This is a genomic window from Streptomyces sp. NBC_00016, from assembly GCF_045040885.1.
Taxonomy (GTDB): domain Bacteria; phylum Actinomycetota; class Actinomycetes; order Streptomycetales; family Streptomycetaceae; genus Streptomyces; species Streptomyces coriariae.
Map to the genome: position 1 here is coordinate 2,387,547 of NZ_CP108304.1, position 21,731 is coordinate 2,409,277.

19 protein-coding genes and 1 pseudogene are annotated in these 21,731 nt (G+C 72.3%); 13 read left to right on the plus strand and 7 right to left on the minus strand.

Annotated elements, in window-relative coordinates; all coding sequences use genetic code 11:
• Positions 1-251 precede the first annotated feature (251 nt).
• The 3 genes from OG933_RS10530 to OG933_RS10540 all read left to right on the plus strand — a co-directional run bounded on the left by OG933_RS10530 (position 252) and on the right by OG933_RS10540 (position 3,425).
• A complete protein-coding gene (locus tag OG933_RS10530; protein ID WP_362534427.1) occupies positions 252-1,277 on the plus strand; it encodes an iron ABC transporter permease in 1,026 nt (341 codons plus the stop codon).
• Positions 1,278-1,444: 167 nt separating this feature from the next.
• Positions 1,445-2,440, plus strand: coding sequence for an iron chelate uptake ABC transporter family permease subunit (locus OG933_RS10535; protein WP_362534515.1), 996 nt, complete (start codon positions 1,445-1,447; stop codon positions 2,438-2,440).
• A gap of 4 nt (positions 2,441-2,444) precedes the next feature.
• The gene (locus OG933_RS10540; protein ID WP_362534430.1) at positions 2,445-3,425 is read left to right on the plus strand and encodes an ABC transporter ATP-binding protein; all 981 of its coding nucleotides are present in this window, start codon (positions 2,445-2,447) and stop codon (positions 3,423-3,425) included.
• 126 nt (positions 3,426-3,551) lie between these two features.
• Here OG933_RS10540 and OG933_RS10545 read toward each other — a convergent pair whose 3' ends face one another.
• A complete protein-coding gene (locus tag OG933_RS10545; protein WP_362534433.1) occupies positions 3,552-4,505 on the minus strand; it encodes a methionyl-tRNA formyltransferase in 954 nt (317 codons plus the stop codon).
• A 96-nt stretch (positions 4,506-4,601) separates the two neighbouring features.
• On the opposite strand from OG933_RS10545, the gene OG933_RS10550 reads away from it, so the two are divergent.
• A complete protein-coding gene (locus tag OG933_RS10550) occupies positions 4,602-5,909 on the plus strand; it encodes a lysine N(6)-hydroxylase/L-ornithine N(5)-oxygenase family protein (protein ID WP_405626658.1) in 1,308 nt (435 codons plus the stop codon).
• Positions 5,910-6,034: 125 nt separating this feature from the next.
• On the plus strand, positions 6,035-6,706 hold the full coding sequence (locus tag OG933_RS10555; protein WP_362534439.1) for an SUMF1/EgtB/PvdO family nonheme iron enzyme: 672 nt from the start codon (positions 6,035-6,037) through the stop codon (positions 6,704-6,706).
• 21 nt (positions 6,707-6,727) lie between these two features.
• On the opposite strand, the gene OG933_RS10560 is transcribed toward OG933_RS10555, so the two are convergent.
• The 3 genes from OG933_RS10560 to OG933_RS10570 form a co-directional block, all read right to left on the minus strand.
• A complete protein-coding gene (locus OG933_RS10560; RefSeq protein WP_405626661.1) occupies positions 6,728-8,257 on the minus strand; it encodes a S1 RNA-binding domain-containing protein in 1,530 nt (509 codons plus the stop codon).
• A gap of 179 nt (positions 8,258-8,436) precedes the next feature.
• Entirely contained in the window at positions 8,437-9,939 is a 1,503-nt protein-coding gene (locus OG933_RS10565) for an amidohydrolase (protein WP_405626663.1), read from the minus strand.
• 119 nt (positions 9,940-10,058) lie between these two features.
• Positions 10,059-11,624, minus strand: a complete 1,566-nt coding sequence (locus tag OG933_RS10570; protein WP_405626666.1) for an IucA/IucC family protein — start codon at positions 11,622-11,624, stop codon at positions 10,059-10,061.
• 100 nt (positions 11,625-11,724) lie between these two features.
• Here OG933_RS10570 and OG933_RS10575 point away from each other — a divergent pair, with 100 nt between their 5' ends.
• The 3 genes from OG933_RS10575 to OG933_RS10585 all read left to right on the plus strand — a co-directional run bounded on the left by OG933_RS10575 (position 11,725) and on the right by OG933_RS10585 (position 15,452).
• Entirely contained in the window at positions 11,725-13,251 is a 1,527-nt protein-coding gene (locus OG933_RS10575; protein ID WP_405626669.1) for an IucA/IucC family protein, read from the plus strand.
• A 102-nt stretch (positions 13,252-13,353) separates the two neighbouring features.
• Positions 13,354-14,616 (plus strand): VWA domain-containing protein, encoded by a 1,263-nt coding sequence (locus OG933_RS10580; RefSeq protein ID WP_020125460.1) that lies wholly within the window; start codon positions 13,354-13,356, stop codon positions 14,614-14,616.
• Positions 14,616-15,452: a hypothetical protein gene (locus OG933_RS10585; protein WP_405626671.1), complete on the plus strand. Its 837-nt coding sequence runs from the start codon at positions 14,616-14,618 to the stop codon at positions 15,450-15,452. The genes OG933_RS10580 and OG933_RS10585 overlap by 1 nt, the downstream gene beginning before the upstream one ends.
• A gap of 108 nt (positions 15,453-15,560) precedes the next feature.
• Here the strand turns inward: OG933_RS10585 and OG933_RS10590 are convergent, their stop codons facing one another.
• Positions 15,561-16,202: a helix-turn-helix domain-containing protein gene (locus OG933_RS10590; RefSeq protein ID WP_362534454.1), complete on the minus strand. Its 642-nt coding sequence runs from the start codon at positions 16,200-16,202 to the stop codon at positions 15,561-15,563.
• Between the two features lie 86 nt (positions 16,203-16,288).
• Here OG933_RS10590 and OG933_RS10595 point away from each other — a divergent pair, with 86 nt between their 5' ends.
• Positions 16,289-17,497, plus strand: coding sequence for a pyridoxal phosphate-dependent aminotransferase (locus OG933_RS10595; RefSeq protein ID WP_362534457.1), 1,209 nt, complete (start codon positions 16,289-16,291; stop codon positions 17,495-17,497).
• Positions 17,498-17,601: 104 nt separating this feature from the next.
• On the opposite strand, the gene OG933_RS10600 is transcribed toward OG933_RS10595, so the two are convergent.
• The gene (locus OG933_RS10600; protein ID WP_405626674.1) at positions 17,602-18,780 is read right to left on the minus strand and encodes a hypothetical protein; all 1,179 of its coding nucleotides are present in this window, start codon (positions 18,778-18,780) and stop codon (positions 17,602-17,604) included.
• Between the two features lie 311 nt (positions 18,781-19,091).
• Here OG933_RS10600 and OG933_RS10605 point away from each other — a divergent pair.
• The 4 genes and pseudogenes from OG933_RS10605 to OG933_RS10620 form a co-directional block, all read left to right on the plus strand.
• Positions 19,092-19,160 (plus strand): annotated as a pseudogene (locus OG933_RS10605) (DUF397 domain-containing protein); the annotation flags it as partial.
• Positions 19,161-19,377: 217 nt separating this feature from the next.
• Positions 19,378-19,977 (plus strand): histidine phosphatase family protein, encoded by a 600-nt coding sequence (locus OG933_RS10610; protein ID WP_383466556.1) that lies wholly within the window; start codon positions 19,378-19,380, stop codon positions 19,975-19,977.
• Between the two features lie 46 nt (positions 19,978-20,023).
• Positions 20,024-20,731, plus strand: coding sequence for a hypothetical protein (locus OG933_RS10615; RefSeq protein ID WP_405626675.1), 708 nt, complete (start codon positions 20,024-20,026; stop codon positions 20,729-20,731).
• A gap of 59 nt (positions 20,732-20,790) precedes the next feature.
• Positions 20,791-21,213 carry an acyl-CoA thioesterase gene (locus OG933_RS10620; RefSeq protein WP_405626676.1) on the plus strand — a complete coding sequence of 141 codons (423 nt, stop codon included), beginning with the start codon at positions 20,791-20,793 and terminating at the stop codon, positions 21,211-21,213.
• Between the two features lie 61 nt (positions 21,214-21,274).
• Here the strand turns inward: OG933_RS10620 and OG933_RS10625 are convergent, their stop codons facing one another.
• Entirely contained in the window at positions 21,275-21,670 is a 396-nt protein-coding gene (locus OG933_RS10625; RefSeq protein ID WP_362534469.1) for a helix-turn-helix domain-containing protein, read from the minus strand.
• Positions 21,671-21,731: the final 61 nt, after the last annotated feature.

Below are 21,731 nucleotides of genomic sequence, written 5' to 3' on the forward strand. Positions count from 1 at the left end.
GCTGCCCGTGCCTCCCAGGTGCGGTGTGGAACGGCTCAGCGGAGCCGCGACCGCTCGAATAGTAAGGTAAGCATTGCCTTACCTGATAGACCCCTTCTGGAACCACGGACCCAAGTCACAGTGGCTGAGGTTATGCTCACCTAACCTGCTGACAGGATTGTCCGGTGGTCCGCCAACAGGGGTCTGCGCGAGGGACGATGACCCGACGGCACCCCGGCGAGACCCCCGGACCGCGACATGGAGACCGGCAAGTGGCTTCAGGCAGAAGGCTTCGCACCGCGGTGCTGGTGACACTCGTCGTCGCCCTCCTCATCGTCCTGTCCCTGCTGTCCGTGGCACTGGGCGCGCTGAACGTCCCGCTCGACCAGGTGGTCCGCGCGGTCCTCGGCCATCCGCCCAGCCGCCTCGTCGACAACGTCGTCTGGTCGGTGCGGGTCCCCCGCACCCTGCTGGGCCTGACGACGGGCGCCGCGCTCGGCCTGTCCGGCGCCCTGATGCAGGCCCTCACCCGCAACCCGCTCGCCGACCCCGGCATCCTCGGCGTCAGCGCCGGGGCGTCCTTCGCGATCGTGCTGGCGGTCGCCGTGTTCGGGGTCGGATCGCTCTACGGCTATGTGTGGTTCGCGTTCGGCGGAGCACTCGCCGCGAGCGTCCTGGTCTTCTCCCTGGGGCGGCTGGGCCGTTCCGGTGCCACGCCCGTGAAACTGGCGCTCGCCGGGGTCGCCGTCACCTCGCTGCTGTCGTCGCTCACCAGCGCCGTGGTGCTGACCGACCAGGACGCCCTGGACCGCTACCGCTTCTGGTCGGCCGGCTCACTGGCCGACCAGGACTCCGGCGAACTGCTGCGCATCCTGCCCTTCCTCGCCGTCGGCGCCGTCCTCGCCCTGTCCTGCGCGCCCGCCCTCAACAGCATGGCCCTCGGCGACGACGTGGCCGCCTCGCTGGGCCGGCGGCTCGGCCTGGTCCGCCTCCAGGGGGTCACCGCGGTGATGCTGCTGACCGGCGCGTCGGTCGCCGTCATCGGTCCCGTGGTCTTCCTCGGCCTGGTCGTGCCGCACATCGCGCGGGTCCTCGCCCAGTACGCCGGGATCGGCCCCGACCACCGCTGGCTGCTGCCGCTGTCCGCCGCCCTCGCGCCCGTACTGCTGCTGTCCGCCGACATCCTCGGCCGGACGCTGGCCCGGCCCACCGAGATCCAGGCCGGCGTCCTCGTCGCCTTCCTCGGCGGCCCGTTCTTCATCGCCCTGGTCCGCCGCCGTAAGCTCGCGGAGGTGTGAGCGTGCCCGCACAGCCCCCGGACACAGCACAGTCCCCGACCCCAGCACAGTCGCCCACCACAGCGCGGTCCCCGGCCGCACCGGCCGTCGAGGCCTCCCCCGCCGTCCCCCCGCACCCCGCGCTGCACGGCCGGCCGTTCCGGCTGGCCTTTCCCCCGGTCTCCGGCATGCTGCGCCCGCGCCTGGCAGTGACCGGAGTGCTCGTCGCCGCGGGCGCGTTCCTGCTGTTCTGCTGGGGTCTCACCCTCGGCGACTACCCCGTGCCCCTCACCGACGTCGTCAGGGCGCTCGGCGGCGCGGGCGACCCCGGCACGGTCGTCGTCGTACAGGATCTGCGGCTGCCGCGCGCGCTGACCGGGCTACTGGTCGGCATCGCGTTCGGCGTCTCGGGGGCCGTGTTCCAGACGATGACCCGCAACCCGCTGGCCAGCCCCGACATGATCGGGCTGACCGAGGGCGCCGGAACGGCCGTGGTGGCGGCCGTGGTTCTCGGCTGGACCGGCGGCCTCGGGCTGTCGACACTGGGGCTGCTGGGTGCCCTGGCGACCGCGCTGCTCGTCTACGCGCTGGCGTGGAAGGGCGGGACCACCGGATACCGCATCATCCTCGTCGGCATCGGCGTGTCCTGGATCTGCACCAGCGCCACCGACTTCCTCGTGGCGCGCGGCAGCCGGTTCCAGGCGCAGGAGGCCATCGGCTGGCTGGTCGGCAACCTCAACGGCCGGACCTGGGACCAGGTGGACGCGCTGGCCCTCGCCATGGCCGTGCTGCTGCCGGTCACCCTGGCCATGGGCCGCTGGATGCGTACCCTCCAGCTCGGCGACGACGTGGCCGCGGGGCTCGGCACGCCGGTCCAGCCGGTCCGGCTGGCCCTGCTGCTGGCCGGGGTGGGGCTGGTCGCCTTCGGCACGGCGGCGGCCGGTCCGGTGGCCTTCGTGGCCCTGGCCTGTCCGCAGATCGCCCAGCGGCTGGCGGGCACCGCGTCGCCGCCCCCGATCGTCTCCGGTCTCACCGGCGCGTTGGTCGTCCTCGGCTCGGATCTCCTCGCCCGCGAGGCGATCCCCGGGACGGAACTGCCGGTCGGGATCGTCACCGGCGCCCTGGGCGCGCCGGTCCTGCTGTGGCTGCTCATCCGCGCCAACCGCGCGGGCTCTGGAGGCTGATCCCATGTCGACCACCGACCCGCGCACCCCGCGGCCGACCGAGCCGAAGACCGGCGGCATCCTTCGCCCGTCCGGCGCCGGCATCCCTCTTCCGTCCGGCGCCGGCGCGAACGGCACGGACCCGGGTACCGCTCATCCGCCGTCCGCCGGGCCGCAGTTGCGGGCCAGGAGCCTGCATCTCGCCTACGACGGACGGTCGGTGGTGGAGGATCTGGACCTCAGCGTGCCGACCGGCCGCGTCACCGCCATCGTCGGGGCCAACGCCTGCGGCAAGTCGACCCTGTTGCGCGCGCTGGCCCGGCTGCTGACACCGCGCCGGGGCGTCGTGGAACTGGACGGCGTGGCCCTGCGGTCCGTACCGACCCGCGAACTCGCGCGCACCCTGGGCATCCTGCCGCAGACGCCGGTGGCGCCGGAGGGGCTGACCGTCTTCGACCTGGTGGGCAGGGGCCGTTCACCGCACCAGACCTGGTGGCGGCAGTGGTCCGCGGCAGACGAGGAGGCCGTGCACGGGGCGCTGGCGGCGACCGGGCTGACCGACCTCGCCGACCGTCCGGTCGACGAGCTCTCCGGTGGTCAGCGGCAGCGCGCGTGGATCGCGATGGCGGTCGCCCAGGGCACTCCCGTCCTGCTCCTGGACGAGCCGACGACCTATCTCGACCTCGCCCACCAGATCGACGTGCTGGACCTGATCACGGACCTCAACCGGCGTGAGGGACGCACGGTGGTGATGGTGCTGCACGACCTCAACCAGGCGTGCCGGTACGCCGATCACGTCATCGCCATGAAGGCGGGCCGGATCGTCGCCGAGGGCCCGCCCGCCGAGGTGGTCACCGAGGCCACCGTCGAGGACGTCTTCGACCTGCGCTGCCGGATCACCCCCGACCCGGTCAGCGGGACTCCGCTGGTCATCCCGCTGGGCCGGCACCACCACGACGGCGAGGTCCCGGCCGAGGACGCGAGGCCGGCGGCGATCGTCGACTGACCCGGCGACGGGCCCCCGCCCCGCATGGCCGGGGACCCGTCAGGTTCAGCCGTTCACCTCCCCCGCTCCCGCTCCCGCCCGGGGCCCGGTCCAGGTCCTCAGGGCGGGGACGTCAAGGCCGGGACGTCAAGGCCGGGACGTCAGATACCCGCCCATGGTGCGGAACCAGTCGGTGGCCGCGTACTCGGTGCCGTCGTCGGTGCGCACCCGCCGCACGAGGAGACCCCGGCAGCGGCCCGACCAGGACTCGGCGCCCGCCACCACGACGACGCCGTCCCCCTCCCGGATGAAGATCCGGCCCGGCGTGCCACCGTAGCGCCCCTGCGACACGGCCGCCGAGACGATCCTCAGCCGCTGACCCCGGTGGAAGGCGTACGCGTTCGGGTACGGGTCGGACTGGGCCCGCACGAGCCGTTCCAGCCGTTCCGCGGGCCAACTCCAGTCGATCCGGCTGTCCTGCGCCGACCGCTTGTGGAAGAAGCTGGCCCGGGTACGGTCCTGCGGCACCCACTGGCCGGCGTCCCGGCCGGAGGCGATCAGGTCGAGCGACTCCCGCACGATGGGCGCGATGAGGTCGACGGTCCGGTGGAACAGGTCGGTCGCCGTGTCGGTGGGCCCCACCGGCACCGAACGCTGCACCAGTACGTCCCCGGCGTCGAGTTCGGTGTTCATCCGGTGCGCGGTCACGCCGACGCGCGCCTCGCCGTTGAGCAGCGCCCAGATGATCGGCGAGAAGCCCGCGTACGACGGCAGCAGCGAGTCGTGGATGTTGAGGGTGCCGTGCGGCGGCAGGTCGAACAGCTCGGGGGGCAGCCAGGTCCGCCAGTTGTTGGCGACGATGATGTCCGGCCGGGCGTCCGCCACCGCGGCCAGGAGTTCGGCGTCGTCGGGACGGTTGCGCAGCAGGACGGGTACGTCGTTCTTCTCCGCGAGTTCGGCGACGTTGTCGTCCCATATCTTCTCGTAGGCGTGCTCGCTCTTCGGATGGGTGACGACGAGGACGACCTCGTGGTCGGAGTCCAGCAGCGCCTGAAGCGTGCGGTGACCCCAGGTCTGGTAGCCGAGCATGACGACCCGCATGACGTCCTTCCCTTCAACGACTCATTGCAAGGTAAGCCTTACCTTATCTAGCATGGGCCTGCCTGAGGAGGCGATGCCAAGGTGAAGTCACCGCTCATGGGTACCGACGTCATCCACGACGTCATCGGAATCGGATTCGGTCCATCAAATCTCGCTCTGTCCATAGCGGTCGAGGAGCACAACACAGGCCTTCCGGCAGACCGCCGCCTCAACGCCCTGTTCCTGGAGCGCCAGCCGCGCTTCGGCTGGCACCGCGGCATGCTCATCGACGACGCCACCATGCAGGTGTCCTTCCTCAAGGACCTTGTCACCCTGCGCAATCCGACCAGCGACTACAGCTTCCTCTGCTTCCTGCGCGAGCGGGGCAGACTGATCGACTTCCTGAACCAGAAAACCCTCTTCCCGCTGCGGATGGAGTTCCACGAGTACTTCGAGTGGGCCGCCGCCCGGGTCTCCCACCTGGTCTCGTACGGCAGCGAGGTGGTCTGCGTCGACCCGGTGCGCGACGAGGACGGCGAGGTGGCCTTCTTCGACGTCACCTGCCGCGACACCGCGGGTTCCGGCGAGACCGTGACCCGCAGGACCCGCAACGTCAGCGTGGCCATGGGGCTGGAGCCGCATGTGCCGCCGGGTCTGGAACTCACCGAACGCGTATGGCACAACAGCGAGTTGATCCCCCGCGCCGTACGACTGGGCGAGGCGGGTGAGCCGGTACGGCGGGCCGTCGTGCTCGGCGCCGGCCAGAGCGCCGCCGAGGCGGTGGACTACCTGCACCGCACCTTCCCCGAGGCCGAGGTGTGCTCGGTCTTCGCCAAGTACGGCTACACCCCGGCCGACGACAGCCCGTTCGCGAACCGCATCTTCGACCCGGAGGCGGTCGACGTCTACTTCTCGGCGCCCTCCGAGGTCAAGCAGTCGCTGATCGACTATCACCGCTCCACCAACTACTCCGTGGTCGACATGGAGTTGATCGAGGCCCTGTACGCCACCTCGTACCGGGAGAAGGTGGCGGGCCGGGAGCGGCTGCGCTTCCTCAACGTCTCGCGGGTGCGCGCCGTCGACCCCGGTGCGGACGGCGGCCTCGAGGTCGCCGTGGAGTTCCTGCCCACCGGCGAGCGGCAGGTGCTCGCCGCCGACGTGCTGGTGCTGGCCACGGGTTACCGGCCGCGCGATCTGGCGTCGCTGCTCGGCGAGGCGGCCAAACTCTGCCTCCGGGACGACGGGGACGAGGTCCGCGTGGGCCGGGACCACCGGGTCGAGACCGTGCCGGAGGTGACGGCCGGCCTCTATCTCCAGGGCGGAACCGAGCACACCCACGGGCTGACCAGCACCCTGCTGTCCACGGTCGCCGTCCGGGCGGAGGAGATCCACCGCTCCGTACTGGCCGGCAGGCAGGCGGCCTGACCCCCACCCGAACTCCCCGGGCCCGCAGGGTACGGTCCCTTCCGGGCCCGGGGTCCGCCCGGGCTGCCGTGCGCCGCCCGAGGGGGCGTTTCACTCCGGCCCGGTCTCGCTAGGATCTCCTGATCATGGACGTGCTCACGGGGAACGAGATGATCGCCGTCCCGCCGGGACAGGTGACGCTGTCGGACCGGCGGACGCAGCGCAGTTGGTCGGTCGAGCTCGCGCCCTACGAGCTCGCGGCAGGCCCGGTCACCCAGGCGTTGTACGCACAGATCACAGGCAGGCGGCCGAGTACCGCCCACGGGGACCGGCTGCCCGTCGAGTGCGTCTCCTGGTGGGACGCGGCCGGATTCTGCAACTCCCTGTCCCGGCGCGACGGGTGCACGCCCGCGTACCACTTCCGCGCCGACGACGAAGGGATCGAGTGGGACGCGGCCGCCGACGGGTACCGGCTGCCGACCGAAGCCGAATGGGAGCACGCCTGCCGTGCCGGTACGACCGGACCGCGCTACGGGGAACTCGACGAGATCGCCTGGTACCGCGGCAACTCGCACGAGCGCATCCACGCCGTGGGCGGCAGACACCCCAACCCATGGGGATTCCACGACATGCTCGGCAACGTCTGGGACTGGTGCTGGGACGTCTACGACGCCGAGGTCTACGGCACCTACCGGGTGCTCCGCGGCGGCGGTTGGTTCGATGAGCACTGGAGTTGCCGGGCCTCCGCGCGGCGCCGCAGCCACCCGACCTTCCAGGTCGACGACGTAGGTTTCCGCATCGCGCGTTCCCTCGTGTGACGACCGGTTCCGCGTCCGCCGTCACCCGCGCGCAGATCGACGAACGCGGTCCTGGACGGCCTGGACACACGACAGGCTGATTCGACGGCGCACGAGATCAACATCGATGATCTTCACGGTGAGCGTGTCACCGACCTCGATCACGTCGTCGGGCGATTCGTCCAGCCGGCTGGTGTGCACCAGCCCCTCGAAGCCGTCCTCCCGGTCTTCGACACGCACGAAGACGCCGACCGGCACGATCTTGGTGACCGGTCCGGTGACCACCTGCCCGACCCGCTGCGCCACCTCCGGCCACGGGTCCTCCTGCGCTGCTCGCAGCGACAGCGGCACCCGTTCCCTGACCATGTCGACATCGAGGACTTCGGCTGTGACCTCCTGACCGACACTGACGACGTCGGACGGATGGTCGAGCGGACGCCAGGACAGTTCCGGAATATTGATCATCGCGGTGAAGCCGCCGATGTCCACGAAGGTGACGCCGAAGCTTGCGATGGCCGTCACCGTGCCGGTGACGATCTGGCCGCGCCGCAGGGTCTTCAGGAAGGCCCAGTTCCGGTCGCTGGGCGTCGGCTCGGTCTGCCAGCGTGCACGCAGAACGCCGTCGCTGTCGGGCAGTACAGCGGTGAACAGCGGGCACCGCTCATCGGTGGTCAGGGATACGACGCCGGCGGCAGACGCACGCGGGATCCGGGAGGTCACCGCCTCGAACCCGGTCTCGTCCACGACCGTGCCGGTGATCCGCCCGTCCTCGTCCTCCCAGATGATCTCGACCAGTCCCTCCTCGGGCAGAGCGGCCATGGCGGTGTCGACGTCGGTGAGCAGGTCCGGCCAGACCGCCAACTGGGCGCGAGGGGCCAGCCGGGAGCGCACTGCCTCGATGTTGTCGCGGGTGAGGCGGTGCCATCGGGAGGCGTTGGCGGCGTAGGTCTCCTCCAGGAACGTGGCGCGGTGGGAGCTGACCGTCCAGCGCAGGCGGGCCCAGAAGTCGGCATCGGCCGGGCGCTGCTCGTGCTGTGGGTCGTCGGTGGCGAAGTCGTACGGCGATGCGTCCAGTCGTTCGGGGAACAGCCCGAGCGAGCGGGTGCGGGCCAGCGCCGCCTCGCATGGGCGGCTGCTGCCGACGTAGAGGTACTGGTCCCAGCCGACGTGTACGGCGAACGCTCCCTCCGCCTCCAGGCGACACCAGGCGCCGTTGTCGCGGAGCATGGCCCGGACGAGTTCCAGGCCGGCCGTGATCGACACCAGGGCACCGTCGTGGAACCCGGCGTGGCCGGCCGGAAAGAGGCCTGCCAGGCCGTGGCCGTCGACCGGTGGCTCCAGGCCGAAGTGGACGACGCCGCCGATCTGCGGCTCACGGATGGCCAGCCGGTCGACGCCGGTGGCTTCGGCGAAGGCGGCAACCGCCTGCAGGTAGGCGTCTTCGACCGGTCCGTGGTCGCTGACGGCCGGCTCGGTGCCGACGTAGCTGCCGTGCTCGTCACGATCGGCGGGGTCGTACTTGGTGACCCGGTAGACGTAGGGCAGCACGTCACTGCCCTCGCGTTCGCTCACGCCCGGAGCGTACGGCAGGGCCCCGCTCGGCGTACAGATCATCAGACATCCGCGATGAGACGTCGTCAGCGCCGGTCGAACCGCCGGGCCGACCGAGACCACGATGCGTGTCGGCCCTTCACCGGTCGGCCGACCACGTCGGGCACGGGCGGCGCGGGGCCGCGCCGCGGCTGCCCGCCTCAGTACGGTCCATGGGTCCAGCGGCCGTCCGTCATCGTGGCGTGCACGGGCATCGAGCGCAGGGCGTCCGGGCCGGCCCCCGACGGGTCCACGTCGACCACGACCAGGTCGGCCGGGTCGCCGACCCGGATGAGCCGGCGTCCGCGGGCCGCCGCGACCAGCGCGTCCTGGACGGACAGGCGCTGCTCCGGGTGCCAGGCGGGGCGTTCGTCGTCGGTCCGGCCGACGGCCGACGCGATGGCGAGCCACGGGTCGAGAGCCGAGACGGGGGCGTCGGAACCGAACTCCAGCCGGGCCCCGGCGGCGAGCAGATCGGCGTAGGCGAAGGCGCGTCCGGTGCGTCCGGCCCAGTGCCGGTCCGCCACGTCACGGTCGTCCGTCGCGTGCCGGGGCTGCACCCCCGCCGTGACGCCCAGGCGGGCGAACCTCGGGAGGTCCTCGGGGCTCAGCAGCTGCGCGTGTTCGATCCGGCCTCGGCAGCGCACCGCCTCGAAGGCGTCCAGGGCCAGCGTGTTGGCGTGGTCGCCGATGGCGTGCACCGCGGGTTCGACGCCGTGCGCGGCGGCCCGCCGCATGAGCCGCACCAGCTCGTGCGGTGACGTCTCCTCGATGCCGTGGGAACCGTCCGTGCCCTCCAGCCCCGGATAGGGATCACGGCACAGTGCGGTACGGGTGTTGAGCGAGCCGTCGGTGAAGAGCTTCAGCGGGCCCACCCGTACCAGGCCGCCGGGCGCGCCGACCTCGTCCCCCGTGCGCAGTCCCCGCTCGACGGCCGCGTCCAGGCGGCTGGGGTAGATCGCGGCCGCCACCCGCACGGCCGGCCGGCCCGCGGCCGAGCGCCGCTCCCAGTCCGCGACCGTGTCGCCGAACTGGAAGTCGATGACACCGGTGACCCCGCGTGCGGCGGCCGCCTCGCAGGCGTCCGCGATCCAGCCGTCGACCACCGCGGCAGGCGCCTTGGGGAGCGCGGACAGGACCTCGTGGCACTCGGTCTCCCTGACCAGGCCGGTGGGGTGATCGCCCCGGCCGACGAGGGCGAGACAGGCCGAGTTCAGCCACGCGGCGTGCAGATCGGCGCTGACCAGGGCGACCGGCCGGTCGGGCAGGACGGCGTCGAGGAGGCGCTTGTGCGGGGCGTCGGGCCACAGCCCGTCCCGGAACCCGTATCCGAAGAGCACCGTGCCGTCGGGCGCCGCGCCGCCGCGCTCCCGGACCAGGTCGGTCACCGCCCGCGCGGAGGCGGTCCCGGCCAGGTCCAGGCGGTGCCGGGCGCTCGCCCACTCCGCCATGTGGACGTGGGCGTCCCACAGACCGGGCAGCAGCACCCGTCCGTCCAGGTCGACGACCCGCCCGTCGTCGGCCTGCCCCGCCCGTCCCCCGGTCTCGGTCGCCGCGACGACATGGGTGACCCTGCCGTCCGCGATCCGCAGCCGGGCGAGCGGACCGCCGGCGCCGAGCCGCACCCGGTCGAGCGTCAGCGCGGCGCTCGCGTGGTCCGCCATGGGAGCCTCCCTCTGCGACGGGCGTCTCTCGACGTCCCCCGGAACCCGCCAGGCACCATCCCGACAGTAAAGTTAGGCTTACCTTACCCAATGATCGCGCCCCCGTCCCCCGATCGGCCTCACCGGAGGAGAGGATTGGGCAGCGGCAGATAGCGGGCGTCGGCGCCGTCCGCACCCGTCCAGCGCAGCAGCAGGTTCGTCTTGCCGGGCAGGGTGGGCGCGGTCAGCAGGGCGGCGGCCTCGGGAAGGTCGTGGCGGCCCAGTTCACGGCGTACGGCGGGCCAGGGGTCGAAGCCGGGGTGACGTTCGGCGAGCGCCGCCGCGACCTCCCACAGGTGGTTCACCACCAGGCAGTACACCAGCCGCTCCCAGCCGGCCGCCCGCTCCACGTCCGGCAGCAGTTTCACGCCCTCGGCGTCCCGGAACAGGGCCTGCACGGGGGTGCCGTCGGCGTCCACGGCGATGAGCGTGTTCTGAAGATGCGCCTCGAGGACGACACCGTGGTCGGCGAAGGCCGTCAGCGCCGGGGGGACGACGACGGCGAGATAGGCCTCCCACCAGGTGGCCGGGTCCGACGCGGCGGCGGGCGGGCTGCCGTCGAAGCCCTCCACGAGTCCCGCGGCGAGCAGCGGGGTCGCGCCGGGCGGCAGAGCGTCTTCCAGCCCGTCGCGGACCAGGACCGCGAGCGCCTCGAAGGCGAAGTCGGCGGTGCGGTGACCGCGGTCGCTCAGCCAGACCGCCGGGGCCGGGCCGCGCGCCGCGCGCCCGCCGCCCGCCGCGAAGGCCCGCACCACCGCCTCGTCGGTCCGGCGCAGTTTCAGCAGGTCGTGCCGCCACAGCCGGCGGATGTCGTTGGTGATGCGGACGTCGAGGCTGAACTTCAGACAGAGGTCCCGCTCCGGTGCGTAGACCGTCCGCACGGCGGCCGTCGGCCACGCCTCGAAGTCGGTCGCGCCGAGCCGGACCAGGCGGCCGTCGGCGAAGGCCGGCGCGAGCTCCCGGCCGGCCAGCTCGAGCTGCCAGGGGTGGGCGGGCAGCAGCCGGTAGCCGGGCGGGGCCGTGCCGAGGGCGTCCAGCGCGGAGGTGTCGCCCTCCTCGACGACCGCGTCCTCGCGCAGCCCCAGCAGGACCAGCGGAAAGCGCGCGTGGGCCTCCGGGGCGTACGGCAGCCAGCCGGCCGGCGGGCCGCCGCCGCGCGCCTTGGGGGCGGGATGGTGGGGATGGCCGGTGAGGAGCGACTGCTCGGAGCGCAGGTAGGGGCCGGGCGGCGGGGTTGCCCGCGCGCGTGCGGTGAGCATCGCGGCGACCACGTCCCTGCTGTCGGTCATCTCGGCGGGCAGTTCCCGGTTGGCCAGCCCGGTGTGCCCGCGCAGCACCTCGGCGACCAGCCCGACGAGCGCGGTATGACCGAGGCGGTGCCAGGCGCCCGCCGTGTACACCTCGGGCTCGGCGGGCCGCCGGGTGCCGCGCACCCGCAGCAGCCGGACGCCGTCGGGCGACCCGTCGCCGGGCAGCCGGTACACGGACCGGCCGTCGCCGCCCGGTGGGCCGGGCAGCGGTTCGGCGACCTCCCGCAGCAGACAGTTGAGCAGCGGTGCCGCCGCGTAGGCGTCGGCGCGCTCGGCGACGCCGTCGGCGGACGCCGCGGCCTCGGCGGGCGGGGGGATGAGGTCCACGCGATCCACTGGTTCCCTGTTCCCTACGGTTCTTCCGGGCGGAGACGATCATTATCGCGTCGTCACAGCCCCTCCGTGACGTCGTACCCGCACCCTCAGGAGCCCACCCGTGCACCGTCCCCCCACCGCCGAGGCCGAGCTGGCCACGGAACTGGCCGCCGTACGCCCCTCTCTCGGCCCGCGGTACACGGCCGCGCTGCCCGGCGCGAGGGCGGCCGTGCTGACCCGGCTGTGGCGGGCGCTCGTCCACGAACCGCTGCCGTGGATCGCGCACCGCGGGGGGTCCGGCGGGGAGAGCCTGCTGCGGCTGCGCGACGGCCGCCGTCTGCACGGCCCGCGCGCGGATCCGTACGCGACCACCGCCTATGTGACGGACGTACGGCTGGACGGCGTGGCGTACGACGATCCCGCGCGGCTGATGACGGAGCTGGCCGTGCCGCACGGCTCGGGCTTCGCCGCCGAACTCGGCCACAGCGTCGCGTCGTTGGCGCTGTCGAGGGCCGGGCAGGAACCCGGCCTCGCCTCCTTGCAGGACCCTGGCGAGTGGCCGGTGCACGACTGGGAGTGGGAGCAGCGGGTGGTGGACGGGCATCCGTACCATCCCAACTGCCGTGCGCGGCCCGGCTTCTCGGTGGCCGATCAGTTGGCGTACGGACCCGAGCACCGGCCCTCGGTACGGCTGGGGCTGCTGCCGGTACCGGCCGACGAGTGCCTGGTGTCGGGCGAGTGGCCACGGGAGCTGCGCGACGGAACGCGGCTGGTGATCCCGGTGCATCCGTGGCAGGCGGCGCACGTGCTCAAGCGGTCCTGCGAACAGGAGGCCCCCGCGCATCCGCTGATGTCGTTGCGCACCCTCGCCCTCTTTGACGGCCCGCACGTCAAGACCGCGCTGAGCACCCGCCTGACCTCCTCCGTACGGGACATCTCCGTCGGCTCCATCGCCGCCTCCGCGGCCCTCTCGGCGTTCGCGGAGACCCTGACGCCGCACACGGACGGCTTGCTGCACATGACCCGCACCCTCGGCGCGGCCACCGCGAACTCCCCCGATCTGGCCGCCGTGTTCCGGGAGTCGCCGAGCGTGTTCGGGGCGCCCGGCGAACACGTCGTCCCGGTCGCCGCCCTCGCCGGCAGCGAACTCCCCTCCTCTCCGGCCTGGTTGGCGGAGTTCGCCCGTCTCGCGCTCACCGTCGGGCTGCGGCTGCTGGAGCTGGGCGTGGCATTGGAGGCGCACGGCCAGAACCTGCTGGTCGTGCTGTCGGCGTCGGGCGCCCCGCTGCGGCTGGTCTACCGCGATCTGGCCGACATCCGGGTCAGTCCCGCCCGGCTGGCCCGGCACGGCATCCCGCTGCCGGACGAACTGCCCGAGCGGATCCGCACGGACGACGTGACCGCGCTGCGGCGCAAGCTGTTCGGCTCCCTGATCGCGGGCGCGCTGGCCGGGACGGCGGGCAGCCGCCCGACCCTGCGGGCGGCCCTGGAGACGGCCGTCCGGGATCTCCCGCGTTCGCCGGACCTCGTGGCGTTGTGCGAGGAACCGCTTCCGGCAAAGGCGCTGACGCTCATGCGGCTGTCGGCGGGCGCGCCCGGGGACCAGTGGGCCCTGCTGCCCAACCCGCTGACCGGGGACGCACGTTGAGCGGGTGACGAGCGCCGGCCGGCGACGAAGTCCGGCCCGGATGTCGAAACCGGTTCCCCCGCCGTTTTGTGGCCGGACGCCTCTGATCAATAGGATCCGCCGATGATCAGAACACAACGGCTGGCGGCGGGCGTCTGCGCCCTGCTCGCCGCGCTCACGGCCGGGATCGCGTTCCCGGCCGGGGCGGTCGCCGACGAGACCACCGCCACCGCGCCCAAGGTCGACCTGGTCCTCGACGTCAGCGGTTCGATGCGGACGAAGGACATGGACGGCGGGACGCGGATGGCCGCGGCCAAGCAGGCGTTCAACGAGGTGCTGGACGCGACCCCGGAGAACGTTCTCCTGGGCATCCGCACCCTGGGCGCCAACTACCCCGGCGACGACCAGAAAACGGGCTGCAAGGACACCGCGCAGCTCTACCCGGTCGGCCCGCTGGACCGGACCGAGGCCAAGACCGCGGTGGCGACCCTGTCGCCGACCGGCTGGACGCCGATAGGCCCGGCCCTGCTGAAGGCCGCCGACGACCTCGACGGCGGCACCGGCTCCAAGCGCATCGTGCTGATCAGCGACGGCGAGGACACCTGCGCTCCGCTCGACCCGTGCGAGGTGGCCCGTGAGATCGCGGCGAAGGGCATCGGCCTGACGATCGACACGCTCGGCCTGGTGCCCAACGTCAAGATGCGTCAGCAGCTCAGCTGCATCGCCGAGGCGACCGGCGGCACCTACACCTCGGTGGAGCACACCGACGAACTCACCGACCGGGTCAACCAGTTGGTCGACCGGGCCGCCGACCCCGTGGTGACGCCGGTCGCCACCGAGGGCGCGGCCTCCTGCTCCGCGGCCCCGGCCCTGAAGTCCGGGCTGTACACCGACCGCGAGGAGTTCGGCCAGGAGCGCTGGTACAAGGTCGACGTCGAGCCGGGCCAGGAGCTGCGCGCCTCGGTGAGCGTGTCGGCGGACCGGACCATGAACCCCGACTACGGGGTGCTGCTGCGGGCGGTCACGGTGCACGGCCGGGAGATCGTGCGCGGCGAGGCGGCCGGCAACGGCCGTACCGACGTCATCTCGACCGGTCTGCGCTACCCGAAGGCGGAGAGCGACGAGGACGAGGCGCCCGCCGAGACGGTGTGTGTGCAGGTCACCAACTCCTACTCGGCGGCCTCGGGGGTGAAGACCACGCCGGGCATGCCGCTGGAGCTGACCGTGGACGTGGTCGACGGCCCCTCGCAGGCGAGCGACGTGGCCTCCTTCGGCCTCGGGCGCGGCTGGTGGCTGCTGGGTGTCCTGGTGCTGTTCGGCTTCCTCGCGGGTGTGCTGTGGGGCTGGGTGTCCCGCTGGCGGGTCGCGGTCTGGAGGACCAACTGATGCGTATCACACGTGTGTTGAGCAGCACCCTGCTGGCGCTGGGACCGGTGCTCGGGCTGGCGCTCGGTCCGGCGGCCGCACCGGCCGCGGCCGACTCCACCCCGTCGGCGAGCCCGTCCGACGACAGCTCCGCGCCGACCGAGGCGGGCACGTCCTTCCGTACGGCGACGGAGATCGACCAGGGCCAGACGGCGACGGCGAGCGGGTCGGCGGGCGACTACCTCTACTGGTCGTTCCCGGCGGACTCCGGGCAACGCCCCACGGTCAAGGCGACGGTGAAGCTGCCTCAGGCCCACACCACGCAGACCTGGCAGGTCGACGTGTACGACGGTCTGCGGCGCCGTCAGGCGTGCCAGTACGGCGCCCAGACGCGCACCGCCGGCCAGGGCACGGCCTCGGTGGAGCTGACCTGTGTGCTGCGCACGGTCCGCGCCTGGTCGGAGCCGTGGGCCGACGACCCGCTGCCGGGCACGTACTACGTCCGGCTGACGGCCCTCGACCTCAAGGCGGCCGACCTCGGTCTGCCGGTCGGCACGGAACTGCGGGTGGACTCCAAGGACATCGGGGGCGCCGCGGCCGTCGACGGCTCGCTGGCGAAGCCGCTGGTCCCGGGCATCGCCGTCACGTCCCAGGCAGAGGAGGACGATGCCGACGACTCGTCGGCCACGGCCGTGCTGTCGAGTATCGAGCCGGACGACGGCTGGGCCTCCGGCTGGTGGTCCGACCGCTGGGTGTGGACCGCGATCGGCGCGGTGTTGGCCGCCCTCGCCGGGATCGGCGGATACACGCTGACCCGGGGGTCGGGACGCCCACGGCACGTACCACCGGGCGCCTGACGCTCGTTTGACGTCCCGTCAGAAGGCCTGCCGCGGTACAGCGGCGGGCCTTCCGTCATGCGCCGCACCCCCGTCCGTGACGCCCTCCCCCGCGCCCTGCCTCAGGCCTCAGGCCTCTCGCAGCGCTTTGGCCAGGGTGCCGTCGCCGCCGACCTCGATCCGCCCGGCCCGCACGGCGTCGAGCACGCCCAACTCGCCCTGGGCGACGGACGTGCAGGTGTCTGTGTCGAGGACGAGTCGCGCGTCGGGCTCCCCGGGCGCGGGCCCGTCGCCGTACACCGGCCCGTCCTCCGCGCCGACGTCCAGGTGGAAGACCCCTTCGTCGAGCCGGACTTCGACGAGCCCCGCGCTCCCGGACACCTCGCCGTCGAGCCTGCGCAGCAGCGGCAGCGCGAACCAGTGCGCCCGGAGGGCGTCGGTGGGCCGCCGCTCACCGAGTTCGCCTTCACCCCACTCGCCCAGGGCCTGCAGGACGGGCAGCAACCCCCGGCCGCGTCCGGTGAGTTCGTACACATAGGCCGCGCCCGGCGGGGGCAGCCGGCGCCGGGTGGTCAGCCCGTCCCGCTCCATGTCCTTCAGCCGTGAGGCGAGCACGTCCGTGCTCACCCCCGGCAGATCGGCGTGCAGGTCCGTGTAACGGCGCGGGCCGGCGAGCAGCTCCCGGACGATCAGCAAGGTCCAGCGGTCGCCGACGGTGTCGAGCGCACGGGCGGCGGAGCAGTACTGGTCGTAGCTTCGGCGAGGTGACATGGCACGCAGTCTAGACATGTCGTTGGACTTTCCAAGCTGGAACTTGGTAAAACCAAGCAACACACAAACCGGAGGGGCGAGCGCGCATGGAGTTCCGGCAGTCGAACAAGCTGAGCGAGGTCTGTTACGAGATCCGCGGCCCGGTGATCGAGCAGGCCGACGCGCTGGAGGCGGCGGGCCACAGCGTGCTGCGCCTGAACACCGGCAACCCCGCGGCCTTCGGCTTCGAGGCGCCGGAGGAGATCCTCCAGGACATGATCCGGATGCTCCCCCGGGCGCACGGCTACACGGACTCACGGGGCGTCCTCTCCGCCCGCCGCGCCGTGGCCCAGCGCTACCAGGAGCGGGGCCTGGAGGTCGGCGTCGACGACGTCTTCCTCGGCAACGGCGTGTCGGAGCTGGTCTCGATGGCCGTACAGGCCCTGGTCGAGGACGGTGACGAGATCCTGATCCCGGCCCCGGACTTCCCCCTCTGGACGGCGGTCACCACCCTCGCGGGCGGCAAGGCGGTCCACTACCTCTGCGACGAGCAGGCCGAGTGGTACCCGGACCTGGACGACATGGCGTCCAAGATCACCGACCGCACCAAGGCCGTCGTCATCATCAACCCCAACAACCCCACCGGCGCGGTCTACCCGAAGGAGATCATCGAGGGCATCCTCGACCTGGCCCGCCGGCACGGTCTGATGGTCTTCGCCGACGAGATCTACGACCAGATCCTCTACGACGACGCCGTCCACCACTCGGCCGCCGCGCTCGCGCCCGACCTGGTGGTCCTGACCTTCTGCGGCCTGTCCAAGACGTACCGGGTGGCGGGTTTCCGCTCGGGCTGGCTCGTGGTGACCGGCCCCAGGCAGCACGCCAAGGACTACCTGGAGGGGCTCACCATGCTGGCCTCCATGCGCCTGTGCGCCAACGCGCCCGCCCAGTACGCCATCCAGGCGGCGCTGGGCGGCCGCCAGTCCATCCACGAGCTGACGGTGCCGGGCGGCAGGCTCTACGACCAGCGCGAGACGGCCTGGGAGAAGCTCAACGAGATTCCTGGCGTGTCGTGCGTGAAGCCCAAGGGCGCGCTGTACGCGTTCCCGCGCATCGACCCCAAGGTGCACCCGATCCACGACGACGAGAAGTTCGTCCTGGACCTCCTTCTGAGGGAGAAGATCCAGGTCGTGCAGGGCACCGGCTTCAACTGGCCGACCCCCGACCACTTCCGCATCCTGACCCTGCCGCACGCGGACGACCTGGAGGCGGCGATCGGCCGGATCGGACGGTTCCTGAGCGGGTACCGGCAGTAGGCAACACACTGCTCTTGCCCGACGAGTTCAGGCCGGTGAAACAGGGTCAGCAGAGCCAAGGGGATTTCAAGGCCTGCGAAAGCCTTTTCACTCCGGGTCGGCCGTCACCCTACCGGCCGTGCTCCGGCGGTGGCGGCCGATCGGGCTGCGCAGTCGGGACAGGTGGTGGACGAGGGAGGCGCCGGGGGCAGCGGGGGTTCGGCCACACCCGCTTCGTCGTTCGCGGGCGGGCCGCCGAGGACGGAGTCCCTGGCCCAGGGCAGGACTTCGCGGAGCGGCGGATAGACGAGAGCGACACTGGCCAGGCCTGCGAACACCATCATCCCCGAGGCGACACTGTCGGAGAAGAGGGCCGCACCGGCGAAGAGGCTCACGGCCGTCGCGAGCCCGCCCGCCACGGTGAGAACGCGGTTCTTGAGCGGTTCGGCCACCGTCGCCGCCGGATCCGCCTCCGGCGCGTTCTCCAGTAGGCGGGGGTCGACGAACAGCGGGCCGTCGAGCTGCGCGCGCGGGCGGCAGCTGTGACTCAGGGCGTTGGAGGCCAACCGGGACAGTTCACGCGCGGCGGTGTCGCGGTCCGCTCCCTCACCGAACAGGTAGCGGTGATCGCTGTCGACGAGCGTCGCGATCAGGCGTTCCGTGACCAGCCGTACCCGCTCGCGGGCGACGGGCGACATCCTGTGGGTCTCGTGCCGGGCCTGGGCGCGCAGGGCCTGGATCAGTCGGCCGAACGTCCTGCCGTGCTCGTCGAGGGCCGACTGGTTCGTGCGATGTCGGGCCGGTATGAGCAGCGTCTCCAGGAATCGGATCGCCTCCACCGTCGCCGCTCCGGCGGCGTCGGAGACCGCGGCGGCTCGCCCGTCGGCGACGACGAGCGCGAGGGTCAGCACCATGCATCCGGCGACGACAGCGTTCATCCACAACGACGGGAAGGTGTTGGGGGCACTCATCAATTCGAAGGAGACCACCAGAATCGACCAGGGCACGACCGGGACCAGCACGGCAACACACCGGCCGGTGGCGATCCGGTGCCACCGGTCGACGAGCTGCTCCTTGTCCGGCCGGTCGCCCACGGGTACGCCGTTGTTCTCCAGCGCCGTGAGCAACGCGTCGACCCGCCTTTCGCACACGCCGCGCCGCACGAGGCGCAGAACGGGAATCAGGTACACCCCGGCGCCCAGCACACGACGGTGCCCCTGCCACTGCGTCGCGATCCAAAAGGCCTCGAAAGACGTCCCGTAGCCCCAGTAGAAGACGGCTTCCCAGAACTGAGTGTTCGTCATGACCGGCAGGGTGACAGAGGGGGACGGCAACGGCACTCAGTCGAGCGCGACCTCGCACCACAACCGTCTTGGTGCAGGGGTCGCCCATGTCGCTCCCAGTGGCCGGCCAGGACCTCGACGAGGAGAAGACTCCGGCCCGACTCCGCGTCGGGAGCCGGTGGTTCGAACGTTCCCGGAGTGGGGGGGACGACAGGCCGGGCGGGCGTCGGTCACCTCGATACGCAGCATGGTGTTCTCCGAGTGGAGCGTGAGGCGACGACGGGCCCGCCTGCGTCGAGGTCGCTTCGGCCCCCGGGGCCGTCCACGTACGGGACTCGAAGATCGAGCAAGGCCCTCGACTCGCCCTCGGCGCGACGGAGTGGGCCGCGTTCGTCTCGTAGGCCACTGAACACTGACGTACGACCGACCGACGCCCCGCAGCGCACGGGGCGTCGGCGTACGCGAAACGCCTCGCTTCCGATCGGAGAGGAGTGATCGCGACATCCGGCCGAGGGAGGCGGTCCTGTCAGCAATCGGCTGACTGGCCCAGCCCGGCCTGCGGGCCTCGAAAACCTGTGTCACGGTGCTCAGAGGCACGGCAGGAAGGGGCACGCGCGCGTGGGCGACCTGTTTCTCGTGCGGCACGGGGAGACCGAATGGTCCCGCTCGGGCCGGCACACCGGAACGACGGACGTGCCCCTGACCGAGCACGGCCGGGACGAGGCACGACGGCTGGTGCCGCTGATCCGTGCGCAGCGGATCGGGGCCGCGTTCGTCAGCCCTGCGCAGCGCGCGCGGGAGACGGCGGAGCTGATCGGCCTGCACGAGGTCCAGGTGGACGCCGGCCTGCGGGAGTGGGACTACGGCGGCTACGAGGGCATCACGACGGCCGAGATCCAGCGGACCCGACCGGACTGGTTCCTGTTCACGGACGGGGTCGCGCCCGGCCCGCCCGACCGTCCCGGGGAGACGCCCGAGCAGGTCGGCGAGCGGGCCGACCGGGTGCTGGCACAGGTCGACGCGGCGCACACCGACGCCGGGCAGGGCGTCGTGCTGGTGGCACACGGACACTTCCTGCGGGTGCTGACCGCCCGCAGACTCGGACTGCCGGCGTCGGCCGGAGCACTGTTCCAGCTGGCGACGGGGACGCTGTGCCGGCTGGGCACGGAGCACGGTCGGCCGGTGATCACCGCCTGGAATGTCAGACCCGGGCCGTAGCCTTCGATGAAGCCCCCACCGGGGCGGCACTCGAAGGGAGCACGCCGTGACACGACCGCCGAGCGCCGCCCAGCGGCGTGTGATCGACGCCGCCGACCCGGTCACCGGGCGGCTGCGCGGCACCCAGACGCAGCTGGCGGCGCTGGTACGGCACGGGCTCGCCTTCCGGCACCCGCGCCCGCCGCACGACCACTTCCTGACACCGGCGGGGCACCGGACCCGAGAAGCGGTCCCGGCGCCCGAGGCCCCACCCGAAGCCCCATCCGGCGCCGCCCCGGCAGGCGCCGGAGCAGGCACAGCGGCAGGCGCTCCGGCAGCCGCTTCCGAGCCGCCGACGGCGGACACCGGCGTCTTCGCCGCGCGCGTCGGCGGCGAGCAGGACATCGGGCCGGTCGCCGCGCCCGCCCGGGCCCGCGAGGTGCACAGCGCCTGGCAGGGCCTGCTCGAACTGCGCCGGATGACCAACCCGGACGGAGGCACGGACCGGCCGTGCGGCTGGGAGCGCACCCACCTCGTGCGGGCCGCCGCGCTGGCCCTGGAGGCGGCCGGTCACCGTCCCGCCGGTCCACGGGGCACCGACGGCTACCGGGTACGGGCGACCCCGCAACCGGAGGCGGTCGCCGTGCACGGACCGGACGACACGACACTCCGGGCCTGCGCGGCCACCCTGGAGAAGGCGGGCTGGCAGGCCGGCGAGCACACCGATCCCCGCACGCGAGCGCGCTATCTGCTGGCCTCCCCACGCCGGGTGTGAGGGACATGCCAAGATCAATGGGCAGGGCACCGACATCGAGAAAGCGAGAAGGGGACACCGTGAGCGAGCCGTTCTCCGTCCGGATCATCGTACGCGGATACGAGACCGACGTGCAGGGGCACCTCAACCAGAGCGTGTACATCAACTACGCGGAGCACGCCCGCTGGTCACTGCTCCAGGCCGCGGGCATCACCCAGGCCGGCCTGCTCGCCAAGGGGGTGGGCCCGGTCGCCCTGGAGACGACCATCCGCTACCAGCGCGAACTGCTGGCGGGCGACGAGGTCGACGTGACCTGCGTCTTCGAGTGGGGCGGCGGCAAGACGTTCCGGATCCGGCAGACCATCAGCAAGGCGGACGGCACGGTGTCCGCCCAACTCTCCTCGGTCGGCGGACTGCTGGACCTCAAGGAACGCCGGATGGTGGCCGACCCGACGGCCTATTTCAAGGAACTGGCCGCGGATCCTGGCCTGTTCGGGCTGTAGACCACATCGGCTCCGCTCACACCGGCTCCGCTCGCGTCGGCTCCGCTCACATCGGCTCCGCTCACACCGGCTGCGTTTCCCGCTCGGTGTCGTAGGCCGCCCGCGCCTCGGCGATATAGACCCTGTTGCGCTCGGCCCAGTTCGTCAGGCGTTGCAGGGTCTCGTGCAACTCCATTGCCACCGGCGTCAGTTCGTACTCGACCTTGGGCGGCACCGTCGGGTGCACCGTGCGGGTGACGAGTCCGTCGCGCTCCAGGTTGCGCAGGGTGAGCGTCAGCATGCGGCGGCTGATGCCCTCGATGCTGCGCTCCAGCTCCGTGAAACGGATGGGGCCGTGCGCCGCCGCGACCAGGATCTGCACACTCCACTTCCCCGAGACCCTGTCAAGAACTTCTCGCACCGGGCAGGCGTGCGCGTTCACGACCTGCGAGGTAACACCGGTGTTCCCCTGGGACATCGAAGTGCCTCCTTATGCCGTTCTCCATGGTTATCCACGATGGTCCCCGTTACAAGTCGTG

Coding starts and splice junctions, on each gene's coding strand:
- OG933_RS10540 (WP_362534430.1), top strand. CDS start 2,445: ATGTCGACCACCGACCCGCGCACCCCGCGGCCGACCGAGCCGAAGACC.
- OG933_RS10600 (WP_405626674.1), bottom strand. CDS start 18,780: ATGACGAACACTCAGTTCTGGGAAGCCGTCTTCTACTGGGGCTACGGG.
- OG933_RS10535 (WP_362534515.1), top strand. CDS start 1,445: ATGCTGCGCCCGCGCCTGGCAGTGACCGGAGTGCTCGTCGCCGCGGGC.
- OG933_RS10580 (WP_020125460.1), top strand. CDS start 13,354: ATGATCAGAACACAACGGCTGGCGGCGGGCGTCTGCGCCCTGCTCGCC.
- OG933_RS10565 (WP_405626663.1), bottom strand. CDS start 9,939: ATGGCGGACCACGCGAGCGCCGCGCTGACGCTCGACCGGGTGCGGCTC.
- OG933_RS10555 (WP_362534439.1), top strand. CDS start 6,035: ATGGACGTGCTCACGGGGAACGAGATGATCGCCGTCCCGCCGGGACAG.
- OG933_RS10595 (WP_362534457.1), top strand. CDS start 16,289: ATGGAGTTCCGGCAGTCGAACAAGCTGAGCGAGGTCTGTTACGAGATC.
- OG933_RS10545 (WP_362534433.1), bottom strand. CDS start 4,505: ATGCGGGTCGTCATGCTCGGCTACCAGACCTGGGGTCACCGCACGCTT.
- OG933_RS10590 (WP_362534454.1), bottom strand. CDS start 16,202: ATGTCACCTCGCCGAAGCTACGACCAGTACTGCTCCGCCGCCCGTGCG.
- OG933_RS10585 (WP_405626671.1), top strand. CDS start 14,616: ATGCGTATCACACGTGTGTTGAGCAGCACCCTGCTGGCGCTGGGACCG.
- OG933_RS10550 (WP_405626658.1), top strand. CDS start 4,602: ATGGGTACCGACGTCATCCACGACGTCATCGGAATCGGATTCGGTCCA.
- OG933_RS10625 (WP_362534469.1), bottom strand. CDS start 21,670: ATGTCCCAGGGGAACACCGGTGTTACCTCGCAGGTCGTGAACGCGCAC.